The sequence below is a fragment of the Caulobacter sp. BP25 genome (assembly GCF_002737755.1).
Taxonomy (GTDB): Bacteria; Pseudomonadota; Alphaproteobacteria; order Caulobacterales; family Caulobacteraceae; genus Caulobacter.
In genome coordinates, this window is sequence record NZ_PEGH01000013.1 from 47,543 (window position 1) to 72,615 (window position 25,073).

23 protein-coding genes and 4 tRNA genes are annotated in these 25,073 nt (G+C 65.9%); 12 read left to right on the forward strand and 15 right to left on the reverse strand.

What is annotated here, in order from left to right; all coding sequences use genetic code 11:
* Positions 1–9: 9 nt before the first annotated feature.
* Positions 10–2,064 carry a TonB-dependent receptor gene (locus CSW59_RS09520; RefSeq protein WP_161495038.1) on the reverse strand — a complete coding sequence of 685 codons (2,055 nt, stop codon included), beginning with the start codon at positions 2,062–2,064 and terminating at the stop codon, positions 10–12.
* A gap of 613 nt (positions 2,065–2,677) precedes the next feature.
* Here CSW59_RS09520 and CSW59_RS09525 point away from each other — a divergent pair.
* Positions 2,678–3,475, forward strand: a complete 798-nt coding sequence (locus tag CSW59_RS09525) for a helix-turn-helix domain-containing protein (protein WP_099443827.1) — start codon at positions 2,678–2,680, stop codon at positions 3,473–3,475.
* A gap of 88 nt (positions 3,476–3,563) precedes the next feature.
* Here CSW59_RS09525 and CSW59_RS09530 read toward each other — a convergent pair whose 3' ends face one another.
* Positions 3,564–4,478 (reverse strand): polysaccharide deacetylase, encoded by a 915-nt coding sequence (locus tag CSW59_RS09530; protein ID WP_099443922.1) that lies wholly within the window; start codon positions 4,476–4,478, stop codon positions 3,564–3,566.
* A gap of 76 nt (positions 4,479–4,554) precedes the next feature.
* The gene (locus tag CSW59_RS09535) at positions 4,555–5,301 is read right to left on the reverse strand and encodes an arylmalonate decarboxylase (RefSeq protein WP_099443828.1); all 747 of its coding nucleotides are present in this window, start codon (positions 5,299–5,301) and stop codon (positions 4,555–4,557) included.
* 181 nt (positions 5,302–5,482) lie between these two features.
* Here CSW59_RS09535 and CSW59_RS09540 point away from each other — a divergent pair, with 181 nt between their 5' ends.
* From CSW59_RS09540 to CSW59_RS09590, 11 genes are all read left to right on the forward strand, one after another.
* Entirely contained in the window at positions 5,483–5,770 is a 288-nt protein-coding gene (locus CSW59_RS09540) for a DUF1330 domain-containing protein (protein ID WP_099443829.1), read from the forward strand.
* Between the two features lie 35 nt (positions 5,771–5,805).
* A complete protein-coding gene (locus CSW59_RS09545; RefSeq protein ID WP_201722766.1) occupies positions 5,806–7,008 on the forward strand; it encodes an NAD(P)/FAD-dependent oxidoreductase in 1,203 nt (400 codons plus the stop codon).
* Entirely contained in the window at positions 7,005–8,438 is a 1,434-nt protein-coding gene (gene leuC / locus CSW59_RS09550) for a 3-isopropylmalate dehydratase large subunit (RefSeq protein ID WP_099443830.1), read from the forward strand. The genes CSW59_RS09545 and leuC overlap by 4 nt, the downstream gene beginning before the upstream one ends.
* Positions 8,439–8,442: 4 nt before the next feature.
* Complete coding sequence (leuD, locus tag CSW59_RS09555; RefSeq protein ID WP_099443831.1) at positions 8,443–9,048, forward strand: 3-isopropylmalate dehydratase small subunit; 606 nt, start codon at positions 8,443–8,445, stop codon at positions 9,046–9,048.
* Positions 9,045–9,908, forward strand: coding sequence for an oxaloacetate decarboxylase (locus CSW59_RS09560; RefSeq protein ID WP_099443832.1), 864 nt, complete (start codon positions 9,045–9,047; stop codon positions 9,906–9,908). The genes leuD and CSW59_RS09560 overlap by 4 nt, the downstream gene beginning before the upstream one ends.
* On the forward strand, positions 9,905–11,044 hold the full coding sequence (locus CSW59_RS09565) for an alcohol dehydrogenase catalytic domain-containing protein (RefSeq protein ID WP_099443833.1): 1,140 nt from the start codon (positions 9,905–9,907) through the stop codon (positions 11,042–11,044). Before CSW59_RS09560 ends, CSW59_RS09565 begins: the two co-directional genes overlap by 4 nt.
* Positions 11,045–11,056: 12 nt before the next feature.
* Positions 11,057–11,563 (forward strand): VOC family protein, encoded by a 507-nt coding sequence (locus tag CSW59_RS09570; RefSeq protein WP_099443834.1) that lies wholly within the window; start codon positions 11,057–11,059, stop codon positions 11,561–11,563.
* Between the two features lie 74 nt (positions 11,564–11,637).
* Positions 11,638–13,116: an NAD-dependent succinate-semialdehyde dehydrogenase gene (locus CSW59_RS09575; protein ID WP_099443835.1), complete on the forward strand. Its 1,479-nt coding sequence runs from the start codon at positions 11,638–11,640 to the stop codon at positions 13,114–13,116.
* A 91-nt stretch (positions 13,117–13,207) separates the two neighbouring features.
* On the forward strand, positions 13,208–14,374 hold the full coding sequence (locus tag CSW59_RS09580) for an FAD-dependent monooxygenase (protein ID WP_099443836.1): 1,167 nt from the start codon (positions 13,208–13,210) through the stop codon (positions 14,372–14,374).
* A gap of 19 nt (positions 14,375–14,393) precedes the next feature.
* On the forward strand, positions 14,394–16,217 hold the full coding sequence (locus tag CSW59_RS09585; protein WP_099443837.1) for an alpha/beta fold hydrolase: 1,824 nt from the start codon (positions 14,394–14,396) through the stop codon (positions 16,215–16,217).
* Positions 16,214–16,930, forward strand: coding sequence for an SDR family oxidoreductase (locus CSW59_RS09590; protein ID WP_099443838.1), 717 nt, complete (start codon positions 16,214–16,216; stop codon positions 16,928–16,930). Before CSW59_RS09585 ends, CSW59_RS09590 begins: the two co-directional genes overlap by 4 nt.
* Positions 16,931–16,935: 5 nt before the next feature.
* On the opposite strand, the gene CSW59_RS09595 is transcribed toward CSW59_RS09590, so the two are convergent.
* The 12 genes from CSW59_RS09595 to recJ form a co-directional block, all read right to left on the reverse strand.
* On the reverse strand, positions 16,936–17,745 hold the full coding sequence (locus CSW59_RS09595; protein WP_099443839.1) for an alpha/beta fold hydrolase: 810 nt from the start codon (positions 17,743–17,745) through the stop codon (positions 16,936–16,938).
* 16 nt (positions 17,746–17,761) lie between these two features.
* Positions 17,762–18,862 (reverse strand): DUF3089 domain-containing protein, encoded by a 1,101-nt coding sequence (locus CSW59_RS09600; RefSeq protein ID WP_099443840.1) that lies wholly within the window; start codon positions 18,860–18,862, stop codon positions 17,762–17,764.
* Between the two features lie 221 nt (positions 18,863–19,083).
* Positions 19,084–20,085, reverse strand: coding sequence for a DUF1838 family protein (locus CSW59_RS09605; RefSeq protein ID WP_099443841.1), 1,002 nt, complete (start codon positions 20,083–20,085; stop codon positions 19,084–19,086).
* A 133-nt stretch (positions 20,086–20,218) separates the two neighbouring features.
* Entirely contained in the window at positions 20,219–20,728 is a 510-nt protein-coding gene (locus CSW59_RS09610; protein WP_099443842.1) for a DUF3598 domain-containing protein, read from the reverse strand.
* A 353-nt stretch (positions 20,729–21,081) separates the two neighbouring features.
* Positions 21,082–21,158, reverse strand: a tRNA-Arg gene (locus tag CSW59_RS09615).
* A 26-nt stretch (positions 21,159–21,184) separates the two neighbouring features.
* Complete coding sequence (locus tag CSW59_RS09620) at positions 21,185–21,490, reverse strand: ETC complex I subunit (protein WP_099443843.1); 306 nt, start codon at positions 21,488–21,490, stop codon at positions 21,185–21,187.
* A gap of 26 nt (positions 21,491–21,516) precedes the next feature.
* Positions 21,517–21,593: transfer RNA gene (locus tag CSW59_RS09625), tRNA-Pro, on the reverse strand.
* Between the two features lie 43 nt (positions 21,594–21,636).
* Positions 21,637–22,068 (reverse strand): DUF192 domain-containing protein, encoded by a 432-nt coding sequence (locus tag CSW59_RS21800; RefSeq protein WP_369825762.1) that lies wholly within the window; start codon positions 22,066–22,068, stop codon positions 21,637–21,639.
* Positions 22,069–22,141: 73 nt separating this feature from the next.
* Complete coding sequence (cspD, locus tag CSW59_RS09635) at positions 22,142–22,735, reverse strand: stationary phase survival cold shock domain protein CspD (protein WP_099443844.1); 594 nt, start codon at positions 22,733–22,735, stop codon at positions 22,142–22,144.
* A 170-nt stretch (positions 22,736–22,905) separates the two neighbouring features.
* Positions 22,906–22,980 (reverse strand) — tRNA-Glu (locus CSW59_RS09640).
* A 47-nt stretch (positions 22,981–23,027) separates the two neighbouring features.
* A tRNA-Glu gene (locus CSW59_RS09645) sits at positions 23,028–23,102 on the reverse strand.
* A gap of 136 nt (positions 23,103–23,238) precedes the next feature.
* Entirely contained in the window at positions 23,239–25,053 is a 1,815-nt protein-coding gene (gene recJ, locus CSW59_RS09650; RefSeq protein ID WP_099443924.1) for a single-stranded-DNA-specific exonuclease RecJ, read from the reverse strand.
* Positions 25,054–25,073: the final 20 nt, after the last annotated feature.

Sequence of the window (25,073 nt, forward strand, 5' to 3'; positions counted from 1 at the left end):
AGGTCCTCGTCAATATTTGTAGCGAACCCGCAGGGTCCACTTGGCCGGATCGACCGCCTGGCACCAGTTGGCGACGCCGGCGATAAAGACCGCGCAAGAGTTGTAGTACTTCTCGTTGGTTACGTTCTTGCCCTCGACGCCCACCGACCAATGTTCGTCCGGCGAGGTCAGGGTGAGCGAGGTGTTGGCTTGGCCGTTGCCGTCGATCAGGCCAATCGCGCCATTCGTCGCTTCGGAGTACCAACGGCTGCGGAAAGCGTAGTCGGCCGCCAGGGTCAGCGCCCAGCCGTCGAACGCTGCGGGCTCGACCTTCCACGCCGCGCCCAGTTGCCCCTGCCACTTGGAGATCAACGGCAGCTCGGTCGCGCCAGCCTGGGCGGCGGAGGTGTTGGCGCCGAGCTCGTTATACTTGGCGTCGGTGTAGGCCAAGTTGGCGAACAGGTTCAGATTCCGCACCGGCGTGACCGCGAACTCGACCTCGACGCCCGAGATCGTCGCCTTTGCGGCGTTTTCGGTGATGTTTGAACCGTTGCGCAGCGCGCTTTGCTGCAGGTCGCTGATCTTCTGAGTGTAGGCGGCCAGGTTTAGCTTGCCGCGCCGATCCCAGAACTCAGCCTTGGCGCCAGCTTCGTAGGACCAGTTGTACTCAGGCTGATAGGGCGCGCCGTAAAGGGTCGGATTGGCGATCATCAAGCCGTTGAAGCTGCCCGAACGATAGCCACGCGAGATGACGCCATACAGCATCACGTCCTCGGCGGCCTGGTACTGAACGCTGACCTTCGGCGTCGCGGCCTTGGCGTCCTGATGGGTGCTAACGCGCGCCGCCGTCAGGGGGAACGAGAAGCCGTTCTGGATGACGCCGTCGAAGTGCTTGTCGTCCTTGCCATAGCGCAGACCGCCGGTAACCGTCAGCTTGTCGGTCAGCTTGTAGTCGGCCTGGCCGTAGAGCGCGTAGCTCTTGCTGTCGATCCACATCGAGGTGGGCAGCAGGGCGAAGGCGGTGGCGCCAAAGATGCCGGGACCGAAGGTGTCTCGTAGCACCTGCTTGGCGTCTTCCTGGAAGTAGAAGGCGCCAACGATCCAGTTCAGGCGATCGCTCTCGCCCAGCGCCTGGAACTCCTGTGTAAACTGCTGGGACGTCGCGTTGGTCGCCCGCAGGAAGCCGGCCACGGGCGCCGTCGGATTGAACAGCAGCGCGCCGCCCGTGAAGTCCAGGGTCCAGTCATCGTCGAGCGTGTTGTAGGCGGTGATCGACTTGACCTTGAATGCGCCGAAGTCATAGCCGACGTGGGCCGAAATCGAGCCGCGCGTGTTGTCGCCATCGCCGTTGACCGGGCTGAAGTACGCGCCGTAGCCGCCGCCGTTCAGGACCTTGCCGCCGTTGTCGACCGGCGTGAAGTGCTGGCCGTCGGATCCGGTCGTCTCATAGGTCGCCGACAGCTTGAAATCCCAGGGGCCGGCGTCGATTAGCCCCAAGGCGCCGTGAACGCCCCAACTGTAGCTGTTGCCGATACGGGCGCCGGTGACGCTGTGCTTCTGCCAACCGCCCTGCGAGCCATACATAGCCGAGAAGGCGCCAGCCCAGTGATCCGAGATCGGCGCGCCGGCCGTTATCTTGACCTGCTCCTTCTCGTAGCTGCCCACCGCGCCCTCGGCGGTGAGCCAGCTCTTCCCGTCCGGCTGTCGCGTGACGAACTTGACCGCGCCGGTCATGGAGTTACGGCCGTACAGCGTCCCTTGCGGCCCGCGCAGTACCTCGATCCGTTCGATGTCGGCCAGGCTGAAGTTCGCGGCCGACAGACGCGACTGGTAGACGTCATCGATGTAGAGGCCGACGGGCGACTCCGAGGTGACGATGCCGCCAGTCAGGTCCTGGGCACCGCGCAAGGCGATGGCCAAGGCCGACGGCGAGGCAGTCACCTGCTTGATGAACAGGCTGGGCACGGCGCGGCCGAGGTTTTCCACCTGGGCGATCTGCTGCTGGGCCAATTGCTCCCCGCCCAACGCGGAAACCGCGACCGGCGTCTTCTGCAGGTTCTGCTCGCGGCGCTGCGCGGTGATCACGAGATCTGGCAGCGCCCAAGACTCCGCGCCGTTGGCCGGTTGACTGGGAGACGCCTGCGCCGGCTCCGCGGCCCATGCCGCCGGCGCCAAGAGGGTTAAGGCTGACGCTAGAGGAAGTGCACGACGCATGAAGATCTCCGCGCGCTCGGTTAATGTCGCGCCACTCTTCGCGAGGCCGTGAAGCTCATGTGGCGGGCAGCCACGCCCTATCCGATAGGCGAGAAGCTAGGCCTCGCCGCGCCCATCGGAGCCGCCTAAACCGCCGCGTCGGCAGGTCTGGGCGACGCCTATGAGGCGAAGACAGCGCCCAAGGGCCGGCGTCTTTCGCCAGCCGGATAGGCGGCGGGAAAGTCTTGACCTTTATCAAGCCCTTGACTGGTCGCGGGACGTTTCGAATGGCCTCGAGACGATCCGATAGTCGTTCATCTCAGCGCCCGCCCAGCGAGAACAGCGAGCACTGTTTATCCACCAAGCGGATAGTCATAAGCTTGCGTTTGAGGCGCCGGCGCCGAGGCCTTGCGCATGTTCGGCTGAGTGATCACGGTGTGGATAAGAAGCGGCCAGAAGGCCGCCACGCGGACATATGCTCGCGGATATCAAGAGGAGGTGACGCATGGAACGTGGAGTTCCCATTCGTTCGATCAGCCGTTGCATGTCGGTGCTTCAGGCGATCAATCGTCACGGCTCTCTGTCGCTGATGGAGATCGCCCAGGCGGCAAAGGTGCCCTACCCCACGGCTTGCCGCATCGTGCAGACCCTGCTGCACGAGGGCTTTATCGAACGGGAGCCGGACCGAAAACGCTATCGGCCGACCGTCCTGGTGCTATCGCTGGCCAACGGCTTCCAGGTTCACGACCGCCTGATCCAGGCCTCGCGTCGCTACATCGTCGACCTGACCTACAAGCACAATTGGCCGCTGTCGGTCGTGACCCGCGTCGGCCAAACGATGGTGGTGCGTGACTCCACCCACGCCCTCACCTCCCGGACATTCTCCAACTACTACCCGGGCTTCACCCTGCCGATCCTGGAGTGCGCTTCGGGTCGGGCCTACATCGCCCATGCGGGCGGCGAGGAGCGGGAGACGATCCTGAACGGCGTGCGCACCCTGCCCGGCGCCACCGATCCTCAGACCCTGACGCTTTTCGAGAGCGAAGTGGTCCTGAACGAAATCCGGCGCGACGGCTACGCCACCAAGGGACGCAACTTCCACAACGCCACGCCGGGACGGACAGCGTCCATCGCCGTGCCGATCTTCGATCAAGACGAGTTGGTCGGCGCCCTGACGATGGTGTTCTTCGCCTCGGCGATGAAAATGTCCGAAGCCGTCGACCGCTACGTCCCCGATATGAAGGCGGCCGCGGAACGGATCGGCCTGGACCTTGCATCCGGCATGCACCGCATCGCGGCCTAAAATTCTATCAAGCCGAAGACAAAGAAGCCCCGGACCGATGGTCCGGGGCTTTTTCGTCGTGGTCGGTTCTTTGTCTTCTGGAAGCGCCCTAGCGAACCTGACCCGGGATATGGCTCTCGTGGTTCTGCAGGTACCAGTCGGCGATCTCCTCCCGGGTCGCCCACCAGACGCCCGGCAGGGATTGGGCGTGGGCGATGAACTCGCGAAGGGCGCGGATGCGATGCGCCCGGCCCGAGACGTGCGGGTGGAGGCCAACGTTCATGATCCGCGCGGTCTTGGCCCCCTCGGCATAGAGGACATCGAGCTCTTCGATCAGGGCGTCGCGGAACTCGTCGGTCGTGTAGTTCTTGCGGGTGATGAAGGTGAAGTCGTTGATCTCGTTCGAGTAGGGCACCGACACGATCGGGCCGTTCTCGGTGCGGATCATGAACGGCTGATCGTCGTTCATGATGTCGCAATAGAACTTGCAGCCCTGCTCGGCCAGGACGCTGGCGGTGTTGAGCGTGCTGCGCAGGCTGGACGACAGCCAGCCGGCCGACTTGCGGCCCGTGTACGTCTCGAACTGGGCCAGGGTGCGCAGAACGAGATCTCGCTCGGCTTGCGGGTCCTTGGCGAAGTTGGTCAGCAGCTCGCCTTGCTCCCAGTTGTGGGCCAGCAGTTCCCAGCCGCGTTCAAGCACGGCGTCGGTCATAGCCTTGCGGCGCTCGAAGGTGACGGCGTTGGTCGTGCACGAGGCCTTGGCGCCCATCTCGTCGAACAGCTCGAACAGACGCCAGATGCCGACGCGCTGGCCGTATTCGCGCCAGGTGAAGTTCGGGAAGTCGGGCGTGTCGCCCGGCAGGACGTCGGGCAGGATCGCCGGACCGCCGGCGTAGTAGGGCTTATCCGTCGGCTTGGTCAGGTCCCAGGTCTCGAGGTTGAACGTCAGGACCAGGGCCACCCGCGCGTCGTTCGGCCAGGTCAGGCGGCCGCGCTGCGGAAGCGGTACGTAATCATATTCCATCTTCAACGTCCCCGATCGGGCCGACACGCCCGGCAATGGCGGAGGACGGGCTTACCGCCCGCCCTCCGGACGAACTCTAGTGATCCAGCAGCAAAGAGCCGAATCCGTCGATCTGGTCCTTGATCCCAGAGCTACGCAGCGCGTGCCAGTAGGTGGCGGTGTTGATGGCGATCACCGGCTTCTCCAGCCAGAATTCCGCCATGGCCGCGACCTTGGCGAAGGCCAGGTTGGTGCCGCATTGGACAACGGCGTCGGCGCCTTGCGAGACCTCCTCGGCGGCGCGCTTCAGGGTCAGCGGCGTCTCGTGCGCGATCTGCATCGGCGACGGCGACTTCAGGCCTTTGACCGCGGTCACCTCGTAGCCCATGTCCTCGAAGAAGGTCTTCACCTGGGCGTCGCCCACCGGCGCATAGGGCGTCACGACGCCGATCTTCTTGATGCCGCCATAGGCCTTGAGCGCCTTATCGACGGCGACCGAGCCCATATAGACCGGGCGTCCGCCAGCGCGTTCCTTGACCTTGGCCATCAGCTTCTCGGCGCCGTCCGCGCCGTCCCAGAAGGTCTCGGCCGACATGCCCAGGATGACCGCGCCGGGGTCCATGCTGATCGAGGCGTCGATCGCGTCCATCGTCCCATTACGGATGTTCTGGATCATCTCCATGAAGGTCGCGTCGTCGGTGACCTTGGTGTCGGGAATGATGATCCGCGAGAAATGGTTGGTCACGCCGCGCGGGCGCATGTCGTCATATTCGGGCTGTACGCTCGTATTGGTCGACGGCGCGACGACCGCGAACTTCATGCGCCATCCCAGAGAGTCAGTCATTTTCCACTCCTTCAGTGGTGACAGTGGCTGCGGTCCAGCACGGGCATAGCTAGCCGCTGACAGCGCAGCCAAAACGCCTCCGCTGGGCCATGACCGCCCTGCGATCAGTCACCAAATCCGCCGCCCGCCCGCCGTCCCGCCCGTTGTTCTTAGGGTGCTGAACATGGCTGGGAGCAGTGTCTTGAGCGCTTACATCGTCGCGACCGTCGACATCACCGACGCCGAACGCTTCGCCCTTTACGCCAAGGGCATAGCGGGTCTCGCCGAGCGGTTCGGAGGCGAGCCGGTGGTCAAAGGCGCGGTGACCGAGGTGCTCGAAGGCGACATCGCCGTGGGCCAGCGCGTGGTCGTCACGCGCTTCCCCAGCGTCGAGGACGCCAAGGCCTACATCGCCAGCCCTGAGTACCGCGCGGCTTGCGAGCACCGGAAGGGCGCGGCCGCCGTCGCCATCCGCCTGCTGACCGCCTGACCGCAACGCCAGACCTTTCGAAAGCGATTATCCTGATGAAGCGGACTAAGATTCTCGTTGTGGGCGCTGGCCCCGTCGGCGCGATCGCAGCCTACCGTCTGGCCCTGGCCGGTCTGGAGGTGGCGCTGGTGGAGGCCGACGCCTTCCCGCGCGAAGACATGCGCGCCTCGACCCTGCACCCGCCGACCCTGTCGATGCTGAACGAGCTGGGCCTGCTGGACACGTTGGACGCTCAGGGCCTGCGGGCTCCGGTCTACAACTACCGCAACCGGCGCACCGGCAATGTCCTGGCCTTCGACATGGCCGAGATCGCCGACATGACGCCGTACCCGTACCGGCTGCAGTGCGAGCAGTTCAAGGTCACGCGCCTGATCACGCCGCTGCTGGAGAAGCTGCCGAACGCGCAGATGCTGTTCCAGCGTCGCCTGATCAACTTCACCCAGGACGACGACGGCGTCACGGCGCACTTCGAGACGCCCTTCGACATCGAGACCTGGCGCGCCGACTACATGATCGGCGCCGACGGGGCCAACTCGATCGTCCGCAAGTGGCTGCAGATCCCGTTCGAGGGCTTCACCTATCCGGAGAAGTTCCTGACGCTGTCCACGGACCATCCGCTTGAGAAGGAGATCCCCAACCTGGCGACGGTCAACTACGTGGCCGACCCTGACGAGTGGTGTGTGATCCTGAAGGTGCCGTCGTTCTGGCGTGTGCTGGTGCCCGTGCCGGACGACAGTAGCGACGAACAGATCCTCAGCGAGGACAACAAGACCGCCATCTTCTCGCGCCTGATCGGCGCCGAAAAAGCCCCCTCTGTTGAGACGGCCCACCGGACGATCTACCGCGTGCACCAGCGCGTGGCCGAGCGCTATCGCCAGGGCCGCGTGATGCTGGCCGGCGACGCCGCGCACCTGAACAATCCGCTGGGCGGTTTTGGCATGAACTCCGGCGTGCATGACGCCTGGAACGTCACGGGCAAGCTGATCGAGATCTACAAGGACGGCGGCGACGCCGACGCCCTGCTCGATCGCTACGAGCGCCAGCGCCGCACGGTGATGCTGGAATTCGTTCAGGCCCAGACGATCAAGAATAAGCAGGCGATGGAGTCGGCCACCGGCGACGTCACGGCGATGGAGCAGGAGCTTTCGGGCCTGCTGGCCGACCCGGAGGGCCGTCGCGCCTATCTGAAAAGGCAGGCCATGCTCTCAAGCATGGAGCGCGAGGCCACCATCCAATGAACCAAGCGTCGACGCCGGGCTCGTCGGTGAACGGGCCGGCGACGCTTTACGACAAGCTCTGGGCCAGCCACGTGGTGGCCCATGGCGAGGATGGCCAAACCCTCCTCTATATCGACCGCCACCTGCTGCACGAGGTCAGCACACCCCAGTCATTCGAGACTCTGCGGCGGACCGGCTCTCCGATCTGGCGGCCCGAGACGCATCTGGCGGTCGCCGACCACGCCGTGCCGACGCGCGCCCGAGGCGGCGCGATCGCCGATCCCCAGGCGCGCGCTCAGGTCGCCCTGCTGGCCACCAACTGCGCCGAGTTCGGACTTGAACACCTCGCCCTCGATGGCGACCGCCAGGGCATCGTCCACGTCATCAGCCCCGAGCAAGGCTTCACCCTGCCCGGCCTGACTCTGGTCTGTGGCGACAGCCACACCGCCACCCACGGCGCGTTCGGGGCGCTGGCCTTCGGGATCGGCGCCAGCGAGTGCGGTGTGGTGATGGCCGTGCAGAGCCTTTGGCAGACCAAGGCCAAGACACTGCGCGTGACGTTCAAGGGCGCCCTGCCGCGTCACGTCACGGCCAAGGATATGGCCCTGGCCCTGATCGCGCGGATCGGCTCGGCCGGTGGTGTCGGCTACGCGATCGAATATGCCGGCGAGGCGGTGCGCGACCTGTCGATGGAGGGCCGCATGACCCTCTGCAACATGACCATCGAGGCCGGCGCCCGGGTGGGGCTGGTCGCGCCGGATGAGAAGACCTTCGCCTACCTCCAGGGTCGCCCGCGCGCGCCGACCGGCGCGGCCTGGGACGCGGCCGTGGCTCACTGGCGCACGCTGCCCACTGATCCGGAGGCCGTCTTCGATCGCGAGATCGAGATCGACGCCGCGACGATTGCGCCGCAGGTCAGTTACGGCGTCAGCCCCGACCAGACTCTGCCCGTGGACGGCAAGGTCCCCTCTCCCGACGATCTGCCCGCCGGTCCCGCACGCGATCAGCTCGCCTCGGCTCTCGCCTATATGGGCCTGAAGCCTGGGGCGAAGCTGACCGATATCGCCATCGACACGGTGTTCATCGGCAGTTGCACCAACGGCCGCCTCGAGGACCTGCGCGCCGCCGCGGCCATCGCCGCCACCGGCAAAGTCGCCGAGGGCGTGACCGCGCTGGTCGTGCCTGGCTCCACGGCGGTGAAACGACAAGCCGAGGCCGAGGGTCTCGATAAGGTGTTCCTGGGCGCCGGCTTCCAGTGGCGTCACGCCGGCTGCTCGCTGTGCGTGGCCATGAACGACGACCGGCTACCGGCCGGCGCGCGCTGCGCCTCGACCTCGAACCGCAATTTCGAGGGCCGCCAAGGCGCGGGCGCCCGCACCCACCTCGTCAGCCCGGCCATGGCCGCCGCCGCCGCCCTGGCCGGTCGCCTGGTCGACGTCCGGAGCCTCTGAAGCCATGGACAAGATCGAAATCGTTGAGGGTCCGATCGCGCGCCTGCCGGCGGCAAATGTCGACACCGACATCATCTATCCGGCCCGGTTCCTGCTGATCACCACGCGTGACGGCCTGGGCAAGCTGGCTTTCCACGACAAGCAGGACGCCCCCGACTACGCACCGATGTTCGCCGCGCTAGCGGGCGGCGCGCCGATCCTGGTGGCGGGCCCCAACTTCGGCTGCGGCTCCAGTCGCGAACAAGCCGTCTGGGCGCTGAAGGAAGCCGGGTTCAAGGTCGTCATCGCCCCCAGCTTCGGCGAGATCTTCCAGTCCAACTGCGCCAAGAACGGCGTCTTGGCCATCCGCATGGACGCGGCCGAGGGCCTTTCCACGCCCTATGGTCTAGAGAACGGCCAGCCCCTCAGCGTCGACCTGCGCGCCCAGACCCTGACCGGTCCAGATGGCGCCGTCGCGCCGTTCGTCGTCAGCCCGGCGTTGCGCGAGGCGCTGCTGAACGGCTGGGACGATATCGCCCGCATCAAGGCCCTGCACCGGGCCGATATCGAAGCCTTCGAAGCCCGCCGGCGCGTCGCCGAGCCGTGGCTGTTTCCTGGAGATCGTCCATGAGCAAGACCGCCGTCCTCAAGCAGAAGCTCGCAGCGGGCAAGTTCTTCGTCGTGCCGGGCGTACACGACATGATCGCGGCGGTCATGGCCGATCGCGTGGGCTTCGACATAGTCTATGGCACCGGCTACTGGCTGACCGCCTCCGCCTATGGCCTGCCAGACGCCGGCATCGCCACCTACACCCAGATGCTCGACCGCATGGCGACCGTGTCGCGGGCCAGCAAAGCCGCTCTGATCGCCGACGCCGACACCGGCTATGGCGGGCTTCTGAACGTCCACCACACGGTCAAGGGCTACGAGGCCGCCGGCGTCAGCGCTATCCAGCTCGAGGACCAGGAGTTCCCCAAGAAGTGCGGCCACACGCCCTTCAAGCGCCTGATCTCGACCCAGGACATGGCCGACAAAATCCGGGTCGCCAAGGACGCGCGCGAGGACATGCTGATCGTGGCCCGCACCGACGCCCGCCAGTCCGAGGGGCTGGATGGGACGCTGCGTCGCCTCGAAGCCTACGCCGAGGCCGGCGCCGACATCCTCTTCCCCGAGGCGCTGACCAGCGAAGAAGAGATGCGCAAGGCCTGCGAGACCTTCGGCAAGCCAGTGATGGCCAACATGGCCAATGGCGGCCTGACCCCCGTGCTGAAGGGCGACGTTCTGGCCGACATCGGCTTCGCCTTCGCGATCTATCCCTCGTTGACCAGCCTGATCGCCGCCTCGGCTATCGAGCAGGCGCTGGTCAAGCTGCGCGACGAGGGGGACGGCGAACCGGCCGATATGCCCATGTTCAACTTCAAGGCCTTCTGCGAGCTGATCGGCTTCAAGGACGTCTGGGCGTTCGAGGAAAAGTGGGGCGGCAAGCAATGACCAAGACGATCCGCGCCCTAGTCCTCGACGCCTGCGGCTGCTGCGCCCGCCCCTATCGCGACTCCGCGCCGCTGCGCGTGGCGGAGCTGACCCTGGATCCGCCAGGCCCGGGCGAGCTGCTGATCCGCATCGACGCGGCTGGCCTTTGCCACAGCGATCTGTCGGTCGTGAACGGCGATCGTCCGCGCCCGATGCCGATGGCCCTGGGCCATGAGGCCACGGGGATCATCGAGGCCTTGGGCTCGTCCGACGATCCGACCTTCAAGGTCGGCGACCGCGTGGTCATGGCCTTCCTCCCGGCCTGCGGCGAGTGCGAGGACTGCGTGGCCGGCGAAAGCTATCTCTGCGGTCCCGGCTCGCGCGCCAATGGCGAGGGCCGGATGCTGCGCGGCGGCTCGCGCTTGCGCGAGGGTGACACGCCGATCAAGCACCACCTGGGCGTCTCGGGCTTCGCCGAATACGCCGTGGTCGATCGGCGCTCGGCGGTGAAGATCGACGACGACGTGCCCGCAGAGATCGCCGCCCTGTTCGGCTGCGCGGTGCTGACCGGCGTCGGCGCGGTGATGAACAGCGCCAAGGTCCAGCCCGGCGAGAGCGTGGTGGTCTATGGCCTGGGCGGTGTTGGTCTCTCAGCCCTGCTGGGCGCGGTGGCCAGCGGCGCCAGCCCGGTAATCGCCATTGACCCCGGGCCGGCCAAGCGCGAGCTCGCCCTGAAGCTCGGCGCGGCGGCGGCCTTCGCGCCGGCCGAGGCTGAAGCGGGGATCAAGTCAGTGACACCCCGCGGCGCGGACGTGGTGATCGAGACCGCCGGCAAGGCCGCGGTACTGTTGGCCGCCTACGCCGCCGGCCGTCGCGGCGCGCGGATCGTCACCGTCGGCCTGCCCAATCCGGCCGACATTCTCAGCCTGCCGGCCGTCTCACTGGTGGCCGAGGGCAAGACTCTGATCGGCAGCTACATGGGTTCGGCCGTGCCGGCGCGGGACATTCCCAAGTACATCCGCCTCTGGAAGGCCGGCCGGCTCCCTGTCCAGCATCTGCTGACTTCCCAGAGCCCGCTTTCGGAGATCAACCGCCTGCTGGATGCGCTGGAGGACGGCTCGGCCATCCGCCAGATCCTGCTGCCGCACGAGGCCTAGGAAGAAGCGCTCATGACCTTCGCCTGCTCGGCCCTGATCAGAGCCACCCTATTCGTCCGCGACCTGGAACGGTCCACGGCCTTCTACGGTGCAATGGGGCTGACGGAGGTCTACTATGAAGGTTTGCTGGAAGACCCGTCGGCCAGCGCGCTGATCGGCTTTGATCTGCACTGGCCCTACCCGGTTCGAATCTTGAAGAGGGTCGGTCCGAACTTCGGGATGGTGGGCCTTTTCCAGCTGGACTCGCGGCACGAAGCTGAGGTCCTGCCACCGGCCGCCGGACCGGCGCGGATCGGCGAGGCGGCGCTGATCTTCTATGTCGCCCAATTGGACGAGGCGGTCTCGCGGTTGACGACCGCCGGCGCAAGCTGGCTCGGCCCCAAGCACATCTTCCGCCTGCCCCACTGCGCCCAGGCCGAGATCAGCCTGCGCGATCCGGACGGCGTTCTGGTCAACCTGATCGAGCGCGATCCGGCCGAGCAGAACCTGACAGCCGAGGCGCTATCCGCTCAGCGGTGAAGCCGCTCGCGCGACCGCTCCCGAAACGCCACGGCCGGTAACGGTTCGCCTCCAACGACGAGGGAGCCGCCGCCATGACCGTGTTCAACCCGCTGAACCTGGCCGACCCTGACCTTCTGCGCCGACAGGCGCTCGTCGGCGGCCAATGGATCGACGCCAGGGACGGTCGGACCCTGGCGGTGACCAACCCCTCGACGGGCGCGGTCATCGGCCATGTCCCCAACCTTGGCGTCGAGGAGACGCGCGCGGCCATCGCCGCGGCCCAGACGGCCTTCGCCAAGTGGCGCAAGACTACGGCCGGCGAGCGCTCGATCATCCTGCGTCGGCTGTTCGACCTGATGCTGGTCAATATCGACGACCTGGCGCGCATCATGACCGCCGAACAGGGCAAACCTCTGGCCGAAAGCCAAGGCGAGATCCGCTACGCCGCAAGCTATATCGAGTGGTTCTCCGAAGAGGCCAAGCGCGCTTACGGCGACATCATCCCCGAGAACCGTCCCGACCGCCGCATCCTGGTTCGCAAGGAGCCGGTCGGCGTGTTCGCGGCGATAACGCCCTGGAATTTCCCGGCGGCGATGATCACCCGCAAGGCGGGCGCCGGATGGGCGGCAGGCTGCGCTGGCGTGATCCGTCCCGCCAGCAAGACTCCGTTCTCGGCTCTGGCCATTGGCGTGCTGGCCGAGCGCGCGGGCCTGCCGCCGGGCGTCTGCAATGTCATTACCGGCTCTGCCGGCCCCATGGGCGGCGAGCTGACCAGCAACCCGACGGTCCGCAAGCTCAGCTTCACCGGCTCGACCGAGGTCGGCGCAGCGCTGCTGGCGCAATGCGCGCCTACCATCAAGAAGACCTCGATGGAGTTGGGGGGCAACGCGCCCTTCATCGTGTTCGACGACTCCGATCCCGAGGCCGCCGCCAAGGGCGCCTTGGCCGCCAAGTTCCGCAACAGCGGCCAGACCTGCGTCTGCGCCAACCGGCTGCTGGTCCAGGCTGGCATCCATGACGCCTTCGTCGAGGCGCTGAACCGCGCGGTCGACGGCCTGAAGATCGGCGATGGCCTGGAGCCCGGCGTCACCATGGGCCCGCTGGTCGACCAGAGCGCCTTCGCCAAGGTCGATGAGTACGTCCAGGACGCCGTCGCCCGGGGCGCCAAGGTCGTGCGCGGCGGCGCACCTGCGTCGAACGGGGGGCTCTTCTACCAGCCGACAGTCCTCATCGACACGCCGGTCGACGCCCTGTGCTTCCGCGAGGAGATCTTTGGTCCCGTCGCGCCGATCTTTCGCTTCGAGACCGAGGAAGAGGCGATCCGCCTGGCTAACGACACCCCGTTCGGCCTGGCCGCCTATCTCTACACGCGCGATCTTTCGCGCGCCTTCCGGGTCAGCGAGGCGCTGGAGTACGGCATGGTCGGCGTCAACGAAGGCCTGATCTCAACCGAGGTCGCGCCCTTTGGCGGCGTAAAGGCCTCGGGCCTGGGCCGCGAGGGCTCCAAGTACGGCATGGACGACTACATGGAGCTCAAATACGTCGGCCTGGGCCTGGAGCTATCCGCTTAGCGACAAGCTTGATGAGGGTCTTTGCCGGATCGCCGAACGCGCTCTACAGGCGAAGGCTCGATACTTTTCGAAGTCCGCCTGGAGGCCGCGCGTGAATCCCAAGCCCAGCATCGTGATCGTCGGCGGCGGCATCGGGGGCCTGTCGGCCGGGATCGGGCTCGCGAAGGCGGGCTACAGCGTCGACATCTTCGAAGCCGCGCCGGCCTGGGCCGATATCGGCGCCGGCGTAACCCTCGCGCCGAATGCGATGAAGGGCTTCCAGTTTCTGGGCGTGGGCGACACCGTGGCCAAGGCGGGCGTGGAGCCCAAGGCCCAGACCATCCGCCATTGGCAGGACAACCGCGTCCTCTTTCATCTCGAACGCGGCGATGAGATGCGCCAGAAGTACGGCGCGCCCTACGTCTATATCCATCGCGCTGACCTACAGGCCATCCTCGTCAAGGCCGCGCAAGACGCGAGCGCTCGCCTGCATATCGGCCGACGAGTAGAGAGCGTCTCGCCCGTCGACGGCGGCGCGGAGCTGGTCCTGGAAGACGGCGAGACATTCCGTGCCGATCTGCTGATCGGCGCCGACGGCGTGAAGTCTATCGTCCGCAAGCTATTTGAGGAAGCCACGCCGCACTTCACCGGACACGTCTGCTACCGGGCTCTGATCCCGGTGACGCCGGCCGTCGAGGACCTAGCCAAGAACCCCGGGATGCACATTGGCCCCGGCCGCCTAGCGGTGCGCTACCCTGTCCGCAACTCCGAAATCCTGAACCTCGTCTTCTTCATCCGCCAAGCGGGCTGGGAGGACGACGGGTGGACGATCCCCGCCACCAAGGCGGAGCTGTCGACGGCTTTCGAGGGCTGGTGCCCGGATATCCACTCAATGATCGCCCAGATCGACGAAAGCCGGCTCTACAAATGGGCGATCAACGCCCGCACGCCGCTGCCGACCTGGCGGCTGGGCCCGCACATCACGCTGCTAGGCGACGCCGCTCACGCCATGACGCCATTTATGGGCCAAGGCGCGGCCGCCGGCATAGAGGACGCCGTGGTGTTGGTGCGCGCGTTGGAGGTTTCTTCCAGCCTCGACCAGGCGCTATCGCGCTACGAGAAGGCCCGGCACGAACGTGCCAGCTTCATCCAGATGGAGTCGAACGCCAACGCCGACCGCATGCAGGGCCAAGAAGCCGACAACTTCGGTCTGGGCGGTCTGAAGAACGAAGAGACACTGGGCCTGTTCGACTACGACCCGGCCACCGTCGAGATCTGATGCTCATGAGCGCCTCGCAGTGATCGAGAAATTCTACGTCTCAACCGCCGCGGGCCAGATTCACGGCCGCCGCGTCTCCGGACCGGGCGCGCCCATCATTCTTCTGCATCGCACGCCCGTCTCTTCCGAGAGCTTCGAGGCGGTGCTGGAGATCCTGGATGGGCGGCGCGCGGCGATCGCTCTGGACACGCCGGGTTTTGGCGGCTCGTTTCGTCCGGAAGGCCAGCCCTCGACCTTGGCCTATGCACGCTGGCTGATGGACGCCATCGACGCCCTGGGCATCGAAACCTTATACCTCGGCGCGCATCACACCGGCGTCCACTTCGCGGTCGAGATGGCCGTGATGGCGCCCGACCGCGTGCTGGGAATGCTGCTCAGCGGGATCATCCATGCGCCGGCCGAGGAACGCGCCAAGATGCGCGCGGATATCGGCAAAGCCCGCCCCATAGACGTGGACGGCGTTTATATGACCGATTGCTGGAGGACGATGAAGGGCCTCTTCCTGGACCCGGTCCCCGCCCTCGTTCACGCCGAAACGATGGGAGCCCTAAACGCGATCGAGGGCCGGGACCAAGCCTTTGACGCTATCCTCGATCAGGACTTTGAGGCCGTGCTGACGAAAGTCGCCTGCCCTGTCCGCGTAGCCCAGGCGACGGACGATCCCCTGACGCTGACGGGGATGCTGGAGCGGGTTCAAGCGCAACGCCCCGACTTTCCGATCGAACGGTTCGGGCCGGCGTTCCTGGCGGCGCCCGAACGCCAAGCCGGCGCATTCGCCCGCGCTCTCATTCGCCTAACCGAGGACACCGACGCCACGATGACCGACCGCCGCTACCAATTAAACCGCGCCAGCGCGGGCTATAATCTTGCGCGCGTCGATCAGACCACGCCCCTCCCCGGCCCCGACGAAGTGCTAGTCCATGTCCGCGCGGTGTCGATCAATCGCCGAGATATCGGCGTGCGCGACCTCTCCTATCCGGTAGGCGGCGCCGATGGCTTCACGCCCTTGTCGGACGCCGCCGGCGAGGTTGTCGCCGTGGGGGCGAATGTCACGGAGTGGAAGCCGGGCGACCGCGTGACCTCGACGTTCTTCCAGGCTTGGCCGGACGGGCGGCTGACCTTGCCCGCCGTCATGTCTTCGCTCGGAGCCGGCGGTCCAGGCGTGTTCGCTGATCATATCGTGCTGTCTCGCCATGGCGTCATCCGCACGCCGGAGCATCTGACGGATGAGGAAGCCGCCTGCCTGCCCTGCGCGGGCGTCACCGCCTGGAACGCGCTGATGACCCTGGGGCGCCTCCAGGCTGGCGACTGGGTGCTGATCATCGGCACCGGCGGCGTCGCGCTGTTCGCGCTGCAGATCGCGGTCGCGGCGGGCGCTCGCGCGATCGTGCTGTCCTCCAGCGACGAGAAGCTGGATCGCGCCAAGGCCATGGGCGCGGAAGTCGGGATCAACTACGCCTCGACTGCGAATTGGACGGAGGCCGTGAAGGTGGCCAGCCGCGGCTTCGGCGTTCAGCACGTAGTCGAGTTGGGCGGCGCAGGCACCCTGCCCAAATCTTTGGCCAGCCTCGGCCTGAACGGTCATCTAGCCCTGATCGGCGCGCTCGACGGGTTTGGCGGGCAGTTGGACGCCCTGCCGATGATCTTCTCCGCCCTCCGCGTCAGCGCCGTGATGGTGGGCTCCCGGGCCGATCACGAGGCCTTGGCCGCGTTCGTGGCCGAACACGCGCTTCATCCGGTCATCGACAGCATCCACGACTTCGAGAACGCCGATGCGGCATACGCTCGGGCCGCTGGCGGCGCCTTCGGCAAGGTTGTGGTGCGCATGGAATCTCAAGCATGACCCAGACCATCCTCGTCACTGGCGCCAACCGCGGCATCGGCCTGGAGCATGTGCGCCAAGCCCTCGCCGCGGGACAGTTCGTGATCGCCGCCTGTCGCTCGCCCGAGAAAGCCGGCGAGCTGGACCAATTGCATCAGCGCTTTCCTGAAAGACTGAGGATCGAACAGTTGGACACCGGCGGAGCCGCTTCCATCGCCGCATTGGCTTCGCGACTGGACGGAACTCCCATCGACATCCTGATCAACAACGCCGGGCTCTATGGCGGCGGCTGGGATGACAGCGCGGCGCGGCAGACCCTGGCAGGGATGGACTATGAGCAGTGGGAAGAGATCCTGCGGGTCAACGTCATCGGCGTTTTCAGGCTTACCGCCGCTTTGCTTCCGAACCTGAAGCTCAGTGAGCGGAAACTGGTGGTCATGATGTCTTCTGACCTCGGCTCGATCGCCAACAATAAGCAGGGCCAATCGCACGCCTATCGCAGCAGCAAGGCGGCGCTGAACATGCTGACCAAGGGCCTCTCGGTCGATCTGCGCGAACAAGGCGTGACGGTGATGTCCATGGCCCCTGGCTGGACGCAGACCGATCTTGGCGGCGCCAATGCGCCCTGGCCCGTCGACGAGAGCGTTCGCCGCCAACGCGCGGTGCTAGCCGAAATGACCTTGGCGCGTGGCGGCGAGTTCTTGAACCTGAAGGGCGAGACGGTCCCCTGGTGAGCCGCCTATTCGGCGGCCAGGAACTCGCTCACCACCTGCGCCCACTCCTCGGGATAGGCGTCGACCGCGTCCACCCCGCCGCCGGGTAGCTCGACGAAGGAGAAGTCGGGGCGCATGTCGCGAGCGCGCAGCGCCGCGTCGTAGATGACGTCGTCGGGATTGGTCAGGATCAGCGTGCGATGCTTGATCCGTGTCATCGCCTCGGCGTGGTCGTATTGGAACGCCGCGTTGTGGCCCCACCACATCTCGCCATAGCCGATGAACTTCTCGGCAACGATGCGGGTCAGCACGGCCGGATCGGGATGATGGCTGGAGCCATGCAACTGCCAGCGCACCTGGAAGGTGTGCGCCAAGTGGCTGCCGTCCTGGTGATGGACCATGTCCTTTTCCTCGGCCGTCACCGTATCGCGCAGTTCCTGCAGCTCAGCCTCGGTGAAGGGCGTCGGACCGTTGATCACCAGATTGATCACGCGATCGGGCCAGCGTAGCGCGACCTCGGTCACGACCTGGGCGCCGGTATGATGGCCGGCGAAATCCGCCCGCGCGATGTGCAGATGATCCAAGACCGCCGGAAACACCGAGGCGTAGTCGGCGATCGTTGGAACGTCAGGCGTGGGATCGGAACTGCCGAACCCCGGGTGATCGACGGCGATCACGCGCAGCCCGCGCGCGACCAGGGCCGGAACGAGCAGATCGAACTGGCGCGCCGATTGCGGCGACTGGTGGCTCAGGACGATCGGCCGCCCCTCACCGCCTGTATAGTGGAAATGGACCTGGCCAAACGGCCCGTCGGCATAGCCGCGACGCGCGATCATAGGGAACTCCCAGGAACTAGGGATGAGCGGTCAACGCCGCCTTGGCGCGCAGCGCGGCGTTAGCGCGCACGTCGGCGTAGAACAGGCCGAAGTCGTGATAGTGCAGGCTGCCGCCTGGCAGCGGCTGCAGTTCCAGCGATGGGTCGGGCGTGACGACCAGGAAGCCTCGGTCGCAGCGGGCGGCGACCTTGCCCTTCTCTAGCGGCCGCATGGGCGAGGCGTCAGGCGTTCCTGGAACCGCGCCTAGGCTTTGGGTCGCGTCGGCGGCCGGCTTGTCGGCGTCGAAGGTCAGCGGATTGACGCACAGCGTGGTCTTGCCGGCGACGTCGCCGTGAAGCGCGACGAACCGGCGCTCGGAAGCCTTGGCGATAACGTCTAGATCCGCAGACGGCAGCACCGAGTTCCACTGGACCAAGCAGTGTAGCTGGTCGGGCTTCCGGCAGATCGGCACGGTCTTGTAGGTCAGCGGGAAGTCACCCTCGGCCAGATTGAAACCGATGGTGTAAGCGGCGACCATCTTGGCCTGCAGGGACTTTCCGTCGATACGGCGCTGGACCAGGCGCGCCACGTGCGAGCCGCCCTGGCTGTGGCCGACCAGGATGAACGGCCGACCGTGGTTCTCATGGGCGATGTACTCGTCGAAGGCGCGCTCGACATCGCCATAGGCCAGGTCGAAGGCCTTCCCGCCCTCCCCGTCCATCTTCATCAGGGCCAGGGTGGAGGCCTGGCGATAGCGCGGCGCGAACAGACGGCAGCAGCCGTCGAAGATGCTGGCCTGGCGCGCCGTGGCGCTGCCATCGGTCCAAGCGTTCAGCGTGGCGTCGGCGGGATAGCCGTTCCACTTGTCGGTGCTGCGCAGGGTCGTCGGATGGACGTAGAAGACGTCCACCTTCTGGTCTTTGCCGGCGACCACCGCGCCGGGCGCGGGGGTCGCGCCGACGCCCTTGCCAGCGAACGCGGCCCAGGAGGCGCGATTGGCGTAGTCCAGGGCGGGCGGCGGCATTTGGCTGGCGAAATCGACGACCTGCCGACCGATCGCCGGCGAGGCCATCATCAGCAGCCCGGTCAGCAGGCCGAGCTTCCAGAAGATCCGCCCAAAATACCCGCGTCCGGCCATGGTGTCCCCGCTTAACTTACAGCCCAGAGGGACACCATCTCGCGCGAATGCGCAAACTCGGCCCACAGGATGACCACTGGTCGGACAGACTACGGCGCCGACCAAACCCAGCCACGGCGTAGCGATCGCGCGCCCCTGTCTGCAGCAGCACCACGGTCTTGGGATTGGCGGCCAAGACAGCCGCGATCAGGGCGTCCTGACCGTTTCGCAAAGCCCTGAAATCAGGACTTCTTCGGACGCACATAGCCGGGGGTCTCCGGAGGCACCTCTTCGGCATAGCGCATGAAGGTGTCCTGCACGCCCTCGTCCGGCCCGTCGGTCGGCTCTTCCAGCAGATCCGGGCGATCTCGCTCAACCCGCTTGAGAACGGCCTTGGGCACATCCTCCGGACCGCCGGTGATCTTGTAGCTGTGCATGCGCCCCATCAGCACGCCCTGTGCGCCACTCTGGCCCATCTTCATCCACGGCCACCAAGGCCCCTGTCGCATGAATCCGGCATGATAGCGCGCCGACACCACCGAGCGGTCGTCGATCTCGGCGGCGGGGGTAAACATCGTGAAGTGTTCGGACGGATTGATCACCGGCCCCGTTGAGGCCTTGGGCCAGCCTGCCGGCGTCACGGGGTTGGTGTACTCGTGGGCGTAGTCCCAGCCGAGCAGATACTGGTCGCCGACGCGGTTCCACGGCAGCCGGAACGGCTGGGCCTTTGGTGCGCCCATGTCGTTGTTCTTCGTCTCTCCGTCGCCGACCTTGAACACCTTCTGCTCAAGGCCGAGCGTTCCTCGGAAGCGGTCGTTCAGGAAGGTGTAGACCTCGACCTTCTCGCCTGTGTAGGGGTTGTCCCAGACGTCCAGGATCTCGCCGGTGGCTAGATCGGTGAAGTAGCTGCACTCCTTGCCCATCACCTTCACCGAGCCGTCGGGCTGGATAACGTTGCGAACATTGCCAAACCCGCAGAAGCCAAACAGTGGCTTTGCGCGATGGCTGCCAACCAGCCCGTACTGCACGCCGTAGTAGCCCGACAGCACCGCCTTGGGTCCGATCGTGCCCCACATCTTGGCAAAGCCGTAGAGGTTCTCGCGCGGGTCTTCGATGTTCAGCGGACGAATGTTCGGGTTCGCTGCCTCGGCGGCGGGCGTGACCATTGTCATCGCGCCGGCGCCCACCAACCCTCCCAGAGCGCCGCGGCGTGAAACGACCCGGCCAAACGTCTCGAACATCATGACGGCGTATCCCAGCGTGACACCCCCTTTGCTGGAGGCGCGGGAAGGATGCCGCGAATGCCTAGGTCAGAGACGCGCGCGCCCCGACTTCTCCGCCCTGCGACCTTGGCAAGGCGGATAGGCCGTGGTCCGCCTAGAACTTAGGTGGCACGGTCACGTCGAAGCTCCCCCAATCCTTGGTGATGAACACCTCGTCGATCAGGGTGCGCTGGAAGCAGACGCCGTCGCGGAACCACTGCCAGGTGCGGGCGCGGTTCTGGCGGTCGTCCGAGTTCTGGATCATCTCATAGAGATAGACATCCGGCTCGCCCTTGCGGGTCCAGTTCAGGCAGGTCGAGCGACCATAGTCATCGGGCGACATTTGCGAGGCCCAGCCCTTGATCAGATCGTTGTCCCACCAGACGCGGCCATTCTCATACCAGGCCGGAAAGTCGCGAGTTTCGCTACGGCCGTCCTCCCAGAAATAATAGTTGGTCTGGTGATAGCGGACCTTCCCGTCGCCCTCGTCGATCAGACGGCACAACAGACGCGAACGGTGCTGGTCGGTTAGCTCGCCGGTCTTAGCGTCGTAGTAGCGATACCAGCCCTCCCAGACGCCTTCGTTGCTGACCAGGATCGGCATGGTTTCGTAGATGGTTCCCATCGGGCGTCTCGGCCTCTCGCATGCTGACGCCGACCCTCGCGAATTTACACAGTTCGGGAACGTCAGCGGTTTCGAACCGCGCCTGGGCGCGACTCCATGGCTTTCCATTGCGTTAGGCTGTCACGCGCCGAGAGTGACAAGCGGAGTGTAATCTATCCGCGGCGCGAACATGGGAGGCTGGACAGAACACCCTCCGACCACGAGGTACAGAAACAACCCAAGGCGGCTCCCCCGCGTCCCGGATCAAAAATGCGAACTTTTCGCCGCCTTTTGCGCGCCCGCCTACGATCTGGCGGCGAGAAAATCGCAATGTCGGCGGCTCTGGCGCACTGTATCGCGCACTGGCGTAGTTTTGGCGCGCCCTGCTGGATTCGAACCAGCGACCGCTCGCTTAGAAGGCGAGTGCTCTATCCAGCTGAGCTAAGGGCGCGCGTCCGCAGCTTCAGCCTCCGGACTCTAGTGGGTCCAGGGCTGCTTGCGGTTGGCCGCGAAGTTATCGGCATAGGCCTTGATGATCCGCTTGGGCGTCTTGGGCTCGAACAGCTGGAACGCAATCTCGTGACGCTGGGCGTAGGCCACGGCCTCGTCGCGGGTATCGAACGTCAGGCGGATCTGGCCGTTCATGTCGCTGGACTGGGTCCAGCCCATCAGCGGATCGGATTTGCGGGCCGAGGCCGGTTCGAACTCCAGCACCCAGTCCTTGGTCTTGGCCTTGCCGGACTGCATGGCGTTCTTGGCGGGGCGATAGATGCGGGCCAGCATGGACCTCTCCCAAAGTGCCTTACCGATGGTCGGAGCGGCAGGATTTGAACCTGCGACCCTCTGCTCCCAAAACAGATGCGCTACCAGGCTGCGCTACGCTCCGAAACATCGGCAGGCGGCTGCTCTACAGGGGTTCGGCGCGCGGATCAACGGACGTGAGCATCATCCCTTCGGGAAGATCCTGTGCAAAACCCGATCGCCCGGCAAAATCCCCAACTGTGCGGCCCTTCCGCCCGCGATCTCAAGCACGCCCAGAACCAAGCCGCCGGACGGTAGCGGCGTTTCGTCGTGGGGGCGCGCGTTGCGCACGATCGACAAAATGCGCCCGTCTGGGCCAGCGGGATCAGCGTGTAGATGGGGCCGCCTGTAATGCCTCGATCAGGCGCCAGAGACTTGCGGAACATCAGTCCCCTCGCCTGCTCGGCTTGAGTGGCGGCGATCTCGACCTGGAAGCGGGCGCGTCCCCGGCTGGTCACGACTTCGACCATCTCCAGCCTGGCCTCGACCGCAGAGGCGGTATCGAGGCCAAGCGCCCATGCCCCGCATGTCATGGCCAGCAGGGCGCGTCTGTCGATCATCCGTTCCGCCACGCGTCACACCTCGTCCGAAAGCTTGTCACGGAGACTAACTTCCGGACCAAGGCGGCGAAAGTCAGGCGTCGCCTGCGGTGATTTCGGCGACCACGAGGCCCTTCGGACCTCGCGCGAACCGGACCAGGACATCATCGCCGGGCTGAAGGTCTTCCAACCCGCCCCGTCGAAGCGTCTCGATATGGACGAAGATATCGCCTGGTTCGGCGTCGCGGACTACGAAGCCATAGCCCTTGGTGCGGTTGAACCATTTCACCTTGGCGCGCTCGGCAGGCCCTTCGGGGACCAGCGCGCTGCGGCCATGGCTGTCGCATCGCTGGCCGTCTCGCCGTGGAGGACCGTCCGCGAAGGTCCGCTTCTGCCGCTCGATCGGCGCGGGCGCGGAACTCTCGTCGAGGTTGACGACCTCGCTGACCTGCCAGCCCTTGGGCCTTCGCACGACGTCGCACACGATCATCGCGCCTTCCAGAGCGGTTTCCCGTCCGCAATTGCGCAACGAAGTCACATGCAAAAGCACGTCCTTAAGCCCGGTCTGGCCTGGATCATCAGGTACTATGAAACCATAGCCCTTGCCGGCGTCGAACCACTTCACCCTGCCACTAATGCGTACGAACTCTTCGTGCGCCGCAGCGTCCTCAAAATTGTAACCAGACATCCCACCCCTCTGGCTCGCTTGATCAGCCCATCGGAGCGAGCACACGAGAACAGTGTTCTCGCGTGAGGAGAGCCGTCAATGACGAAATCGCGTCAAACGGCTCAGCAAGCGGCATCCGCGACATTTCGCCGCAGACACACTCTAGAAACATTCTGAAATACAGCCAGGAATGGCAGTCCCTAGGGGAGTCGAACCCCTCTCTCCAGATTGAAAATCTGGCGTCCTAACCGATAGACGAAGGGACCACGTCGCCGCTGTTGGCGGGAACATCGTCGAGATATGGCCTCGCGGGTGGCAGTCCCTAGGGGAGTCGAACCCCTCTCTCCAGATTGAAAATCTGGCGTCCTAACCGATAGACGAAGGGACCACGGCCCCGCGAGGAAGCGGGTGTATAGCCGCGCCGTTTGGGGCGCGCAACCCGGCAAAAGTCATTTTTTCTGTCCGTCCACATCCTCCGCGACGGCGGATGAAGATCCCCCATGCCAGAACGGTAACGGATGCGCCTAGGCGTAGCGCGCGCGCGGATCGTGGGCGTCTTCGATTTCGAACTGCACCCCGTTGCGGCCCATATAGTCATCGGGCTTGAGACGTCCCGCCACGTCCAACGCGCTGCCGCCGGATAGAAGCCGCTGCCCAAGCGGGGTCTCGGCGCTGCGCCAGCTGACAGCCTTGATTCGATCGCCCGTCGGCCCGACGAGATCGAGCCGCACATGTCCGCCCTTCAAGGCCGTCACGCGGTCGGGTCGCACCTGGGTCATGGCGAACATCGGCTCAGGATTGCCAGGTCCAAAGGGCGCAAGGCGCTGGAAGTCGTCGTGCAGCGCGCGGCTCGCGGCGCGCGGCTGCAGCAGGACGTCGATCTCTACGGCTTCAGCGCCCGCCGCCTCCATCTCCCCGGCAAGACGCTCTTCGAGGAACGCCCGAAACTCTGGAATCAGCTCTGGCCGAATCGAAAGGCCAGCGGCCATGGCGTGACCGCCGCCGGCCATAAGAAGCCCAGCCTCGAATGCGGCCTGGATGGCTCGCCCGAGGTTCACGCCAGGTTGCGAACGCCCGGAGCCCTTGCCGACATTGGCAGCGCGGTCGATGCCGATGACCACAACCGGCTTGCGATAGCGCTCGCGCAGACGCCCGGCGACGATGCCGATCACGCCGGGGTGCCAGTCCTCGCCGGCCACGACGATGACGGGAGCGTCGGGGGCGAAATTGCCACGCTCCAACATAGCCGCGGCCTCTTCGACCACGGCGGCCTCGACCGCCTTACGCTCCGTGTTGAGGCCATCCAGCTCCTCGGCCAAGGCGCGGGCCTCCAGCGGATCGTCCGTCGACAGAAGCCGCGCGCCCAGGTCAGAACGTCCGATGCGGCCGCCAGCGTTGATGCGGGGCCCCAGGATGAAGCCGGCGTGGAACACCGTCGGCGGACCAGAGCCCTTGCCGACCTCGAACAGCGCCTTGAGGCCCGGATTGGCCCATGCGCCCATCGTCCGCAGGCCAAGAGCGGTCAGCGCGCGGTTAAAGCCTACCAGCTGGGTGACGTCGCAGACCTCGCCCAGCGCGACGAGATCCAGCCACTGGCGCGGATCAGGCTGCGGCCGTTCCTCGGTGAACAGCCCCCGCTTACGCGCTTCGCGATTGAGCGCCGCCAGCAGCACGAAGGTCACGCCGGCCGCGGCCAAGACCCCCTGCCCGCTCTGGCAACCAGGACGGTTCGGATTGACGACGGCGGCGGCCGCGGGCGGATCCTCGCGCATCAAGTGATGGTCGATGACCACGACCTCGAGCCCGATCTCCCCCGCGCTAGCGATGGCGTCATAGGCCGCCGCGCCGCAGTCCAAGGTCACGACCAGTTCGGCGCCGCTGTCGCGGATCTTGCGGAAGGCGGCGGGACTGGGCCCATAGCCTTCGGTCAAACGATCGGGAATGTAGATTGGCAGCTCGACGCCCATGTAGCGGAACCATCGCACCAACTGGGCGGCGCTGGTCGCCCCATCGACGTCATAGTCCGCGAAGACCATGGTCGGCCGCCCCTGCTCGAGAGCGTCGATCAGAATCTCCGCCGCCCGGTCCATATCGGTAAAGCTGGATGGATCGGGAAATAGCGCCTTCAGGGTCGGGCGAAGATAGTGTTCGGACTGCTCAAGGGATACGCCTCGCGCGGCGAGGGCCCGCGCCAATGGCTCGATCAGCCCATGGCGCTGCTGGATGTCTCGCACGATCAAGGGATCGGCCGCCCGCTCGCGCCAAGCGCGACCGCTCAGCGAACGTTCAACGCCGAGAAAGGCGCTGGGAGCGAAATTGGAGACACCGTCAGCGGCCATGGCGTCAGAGTATCCGGTCA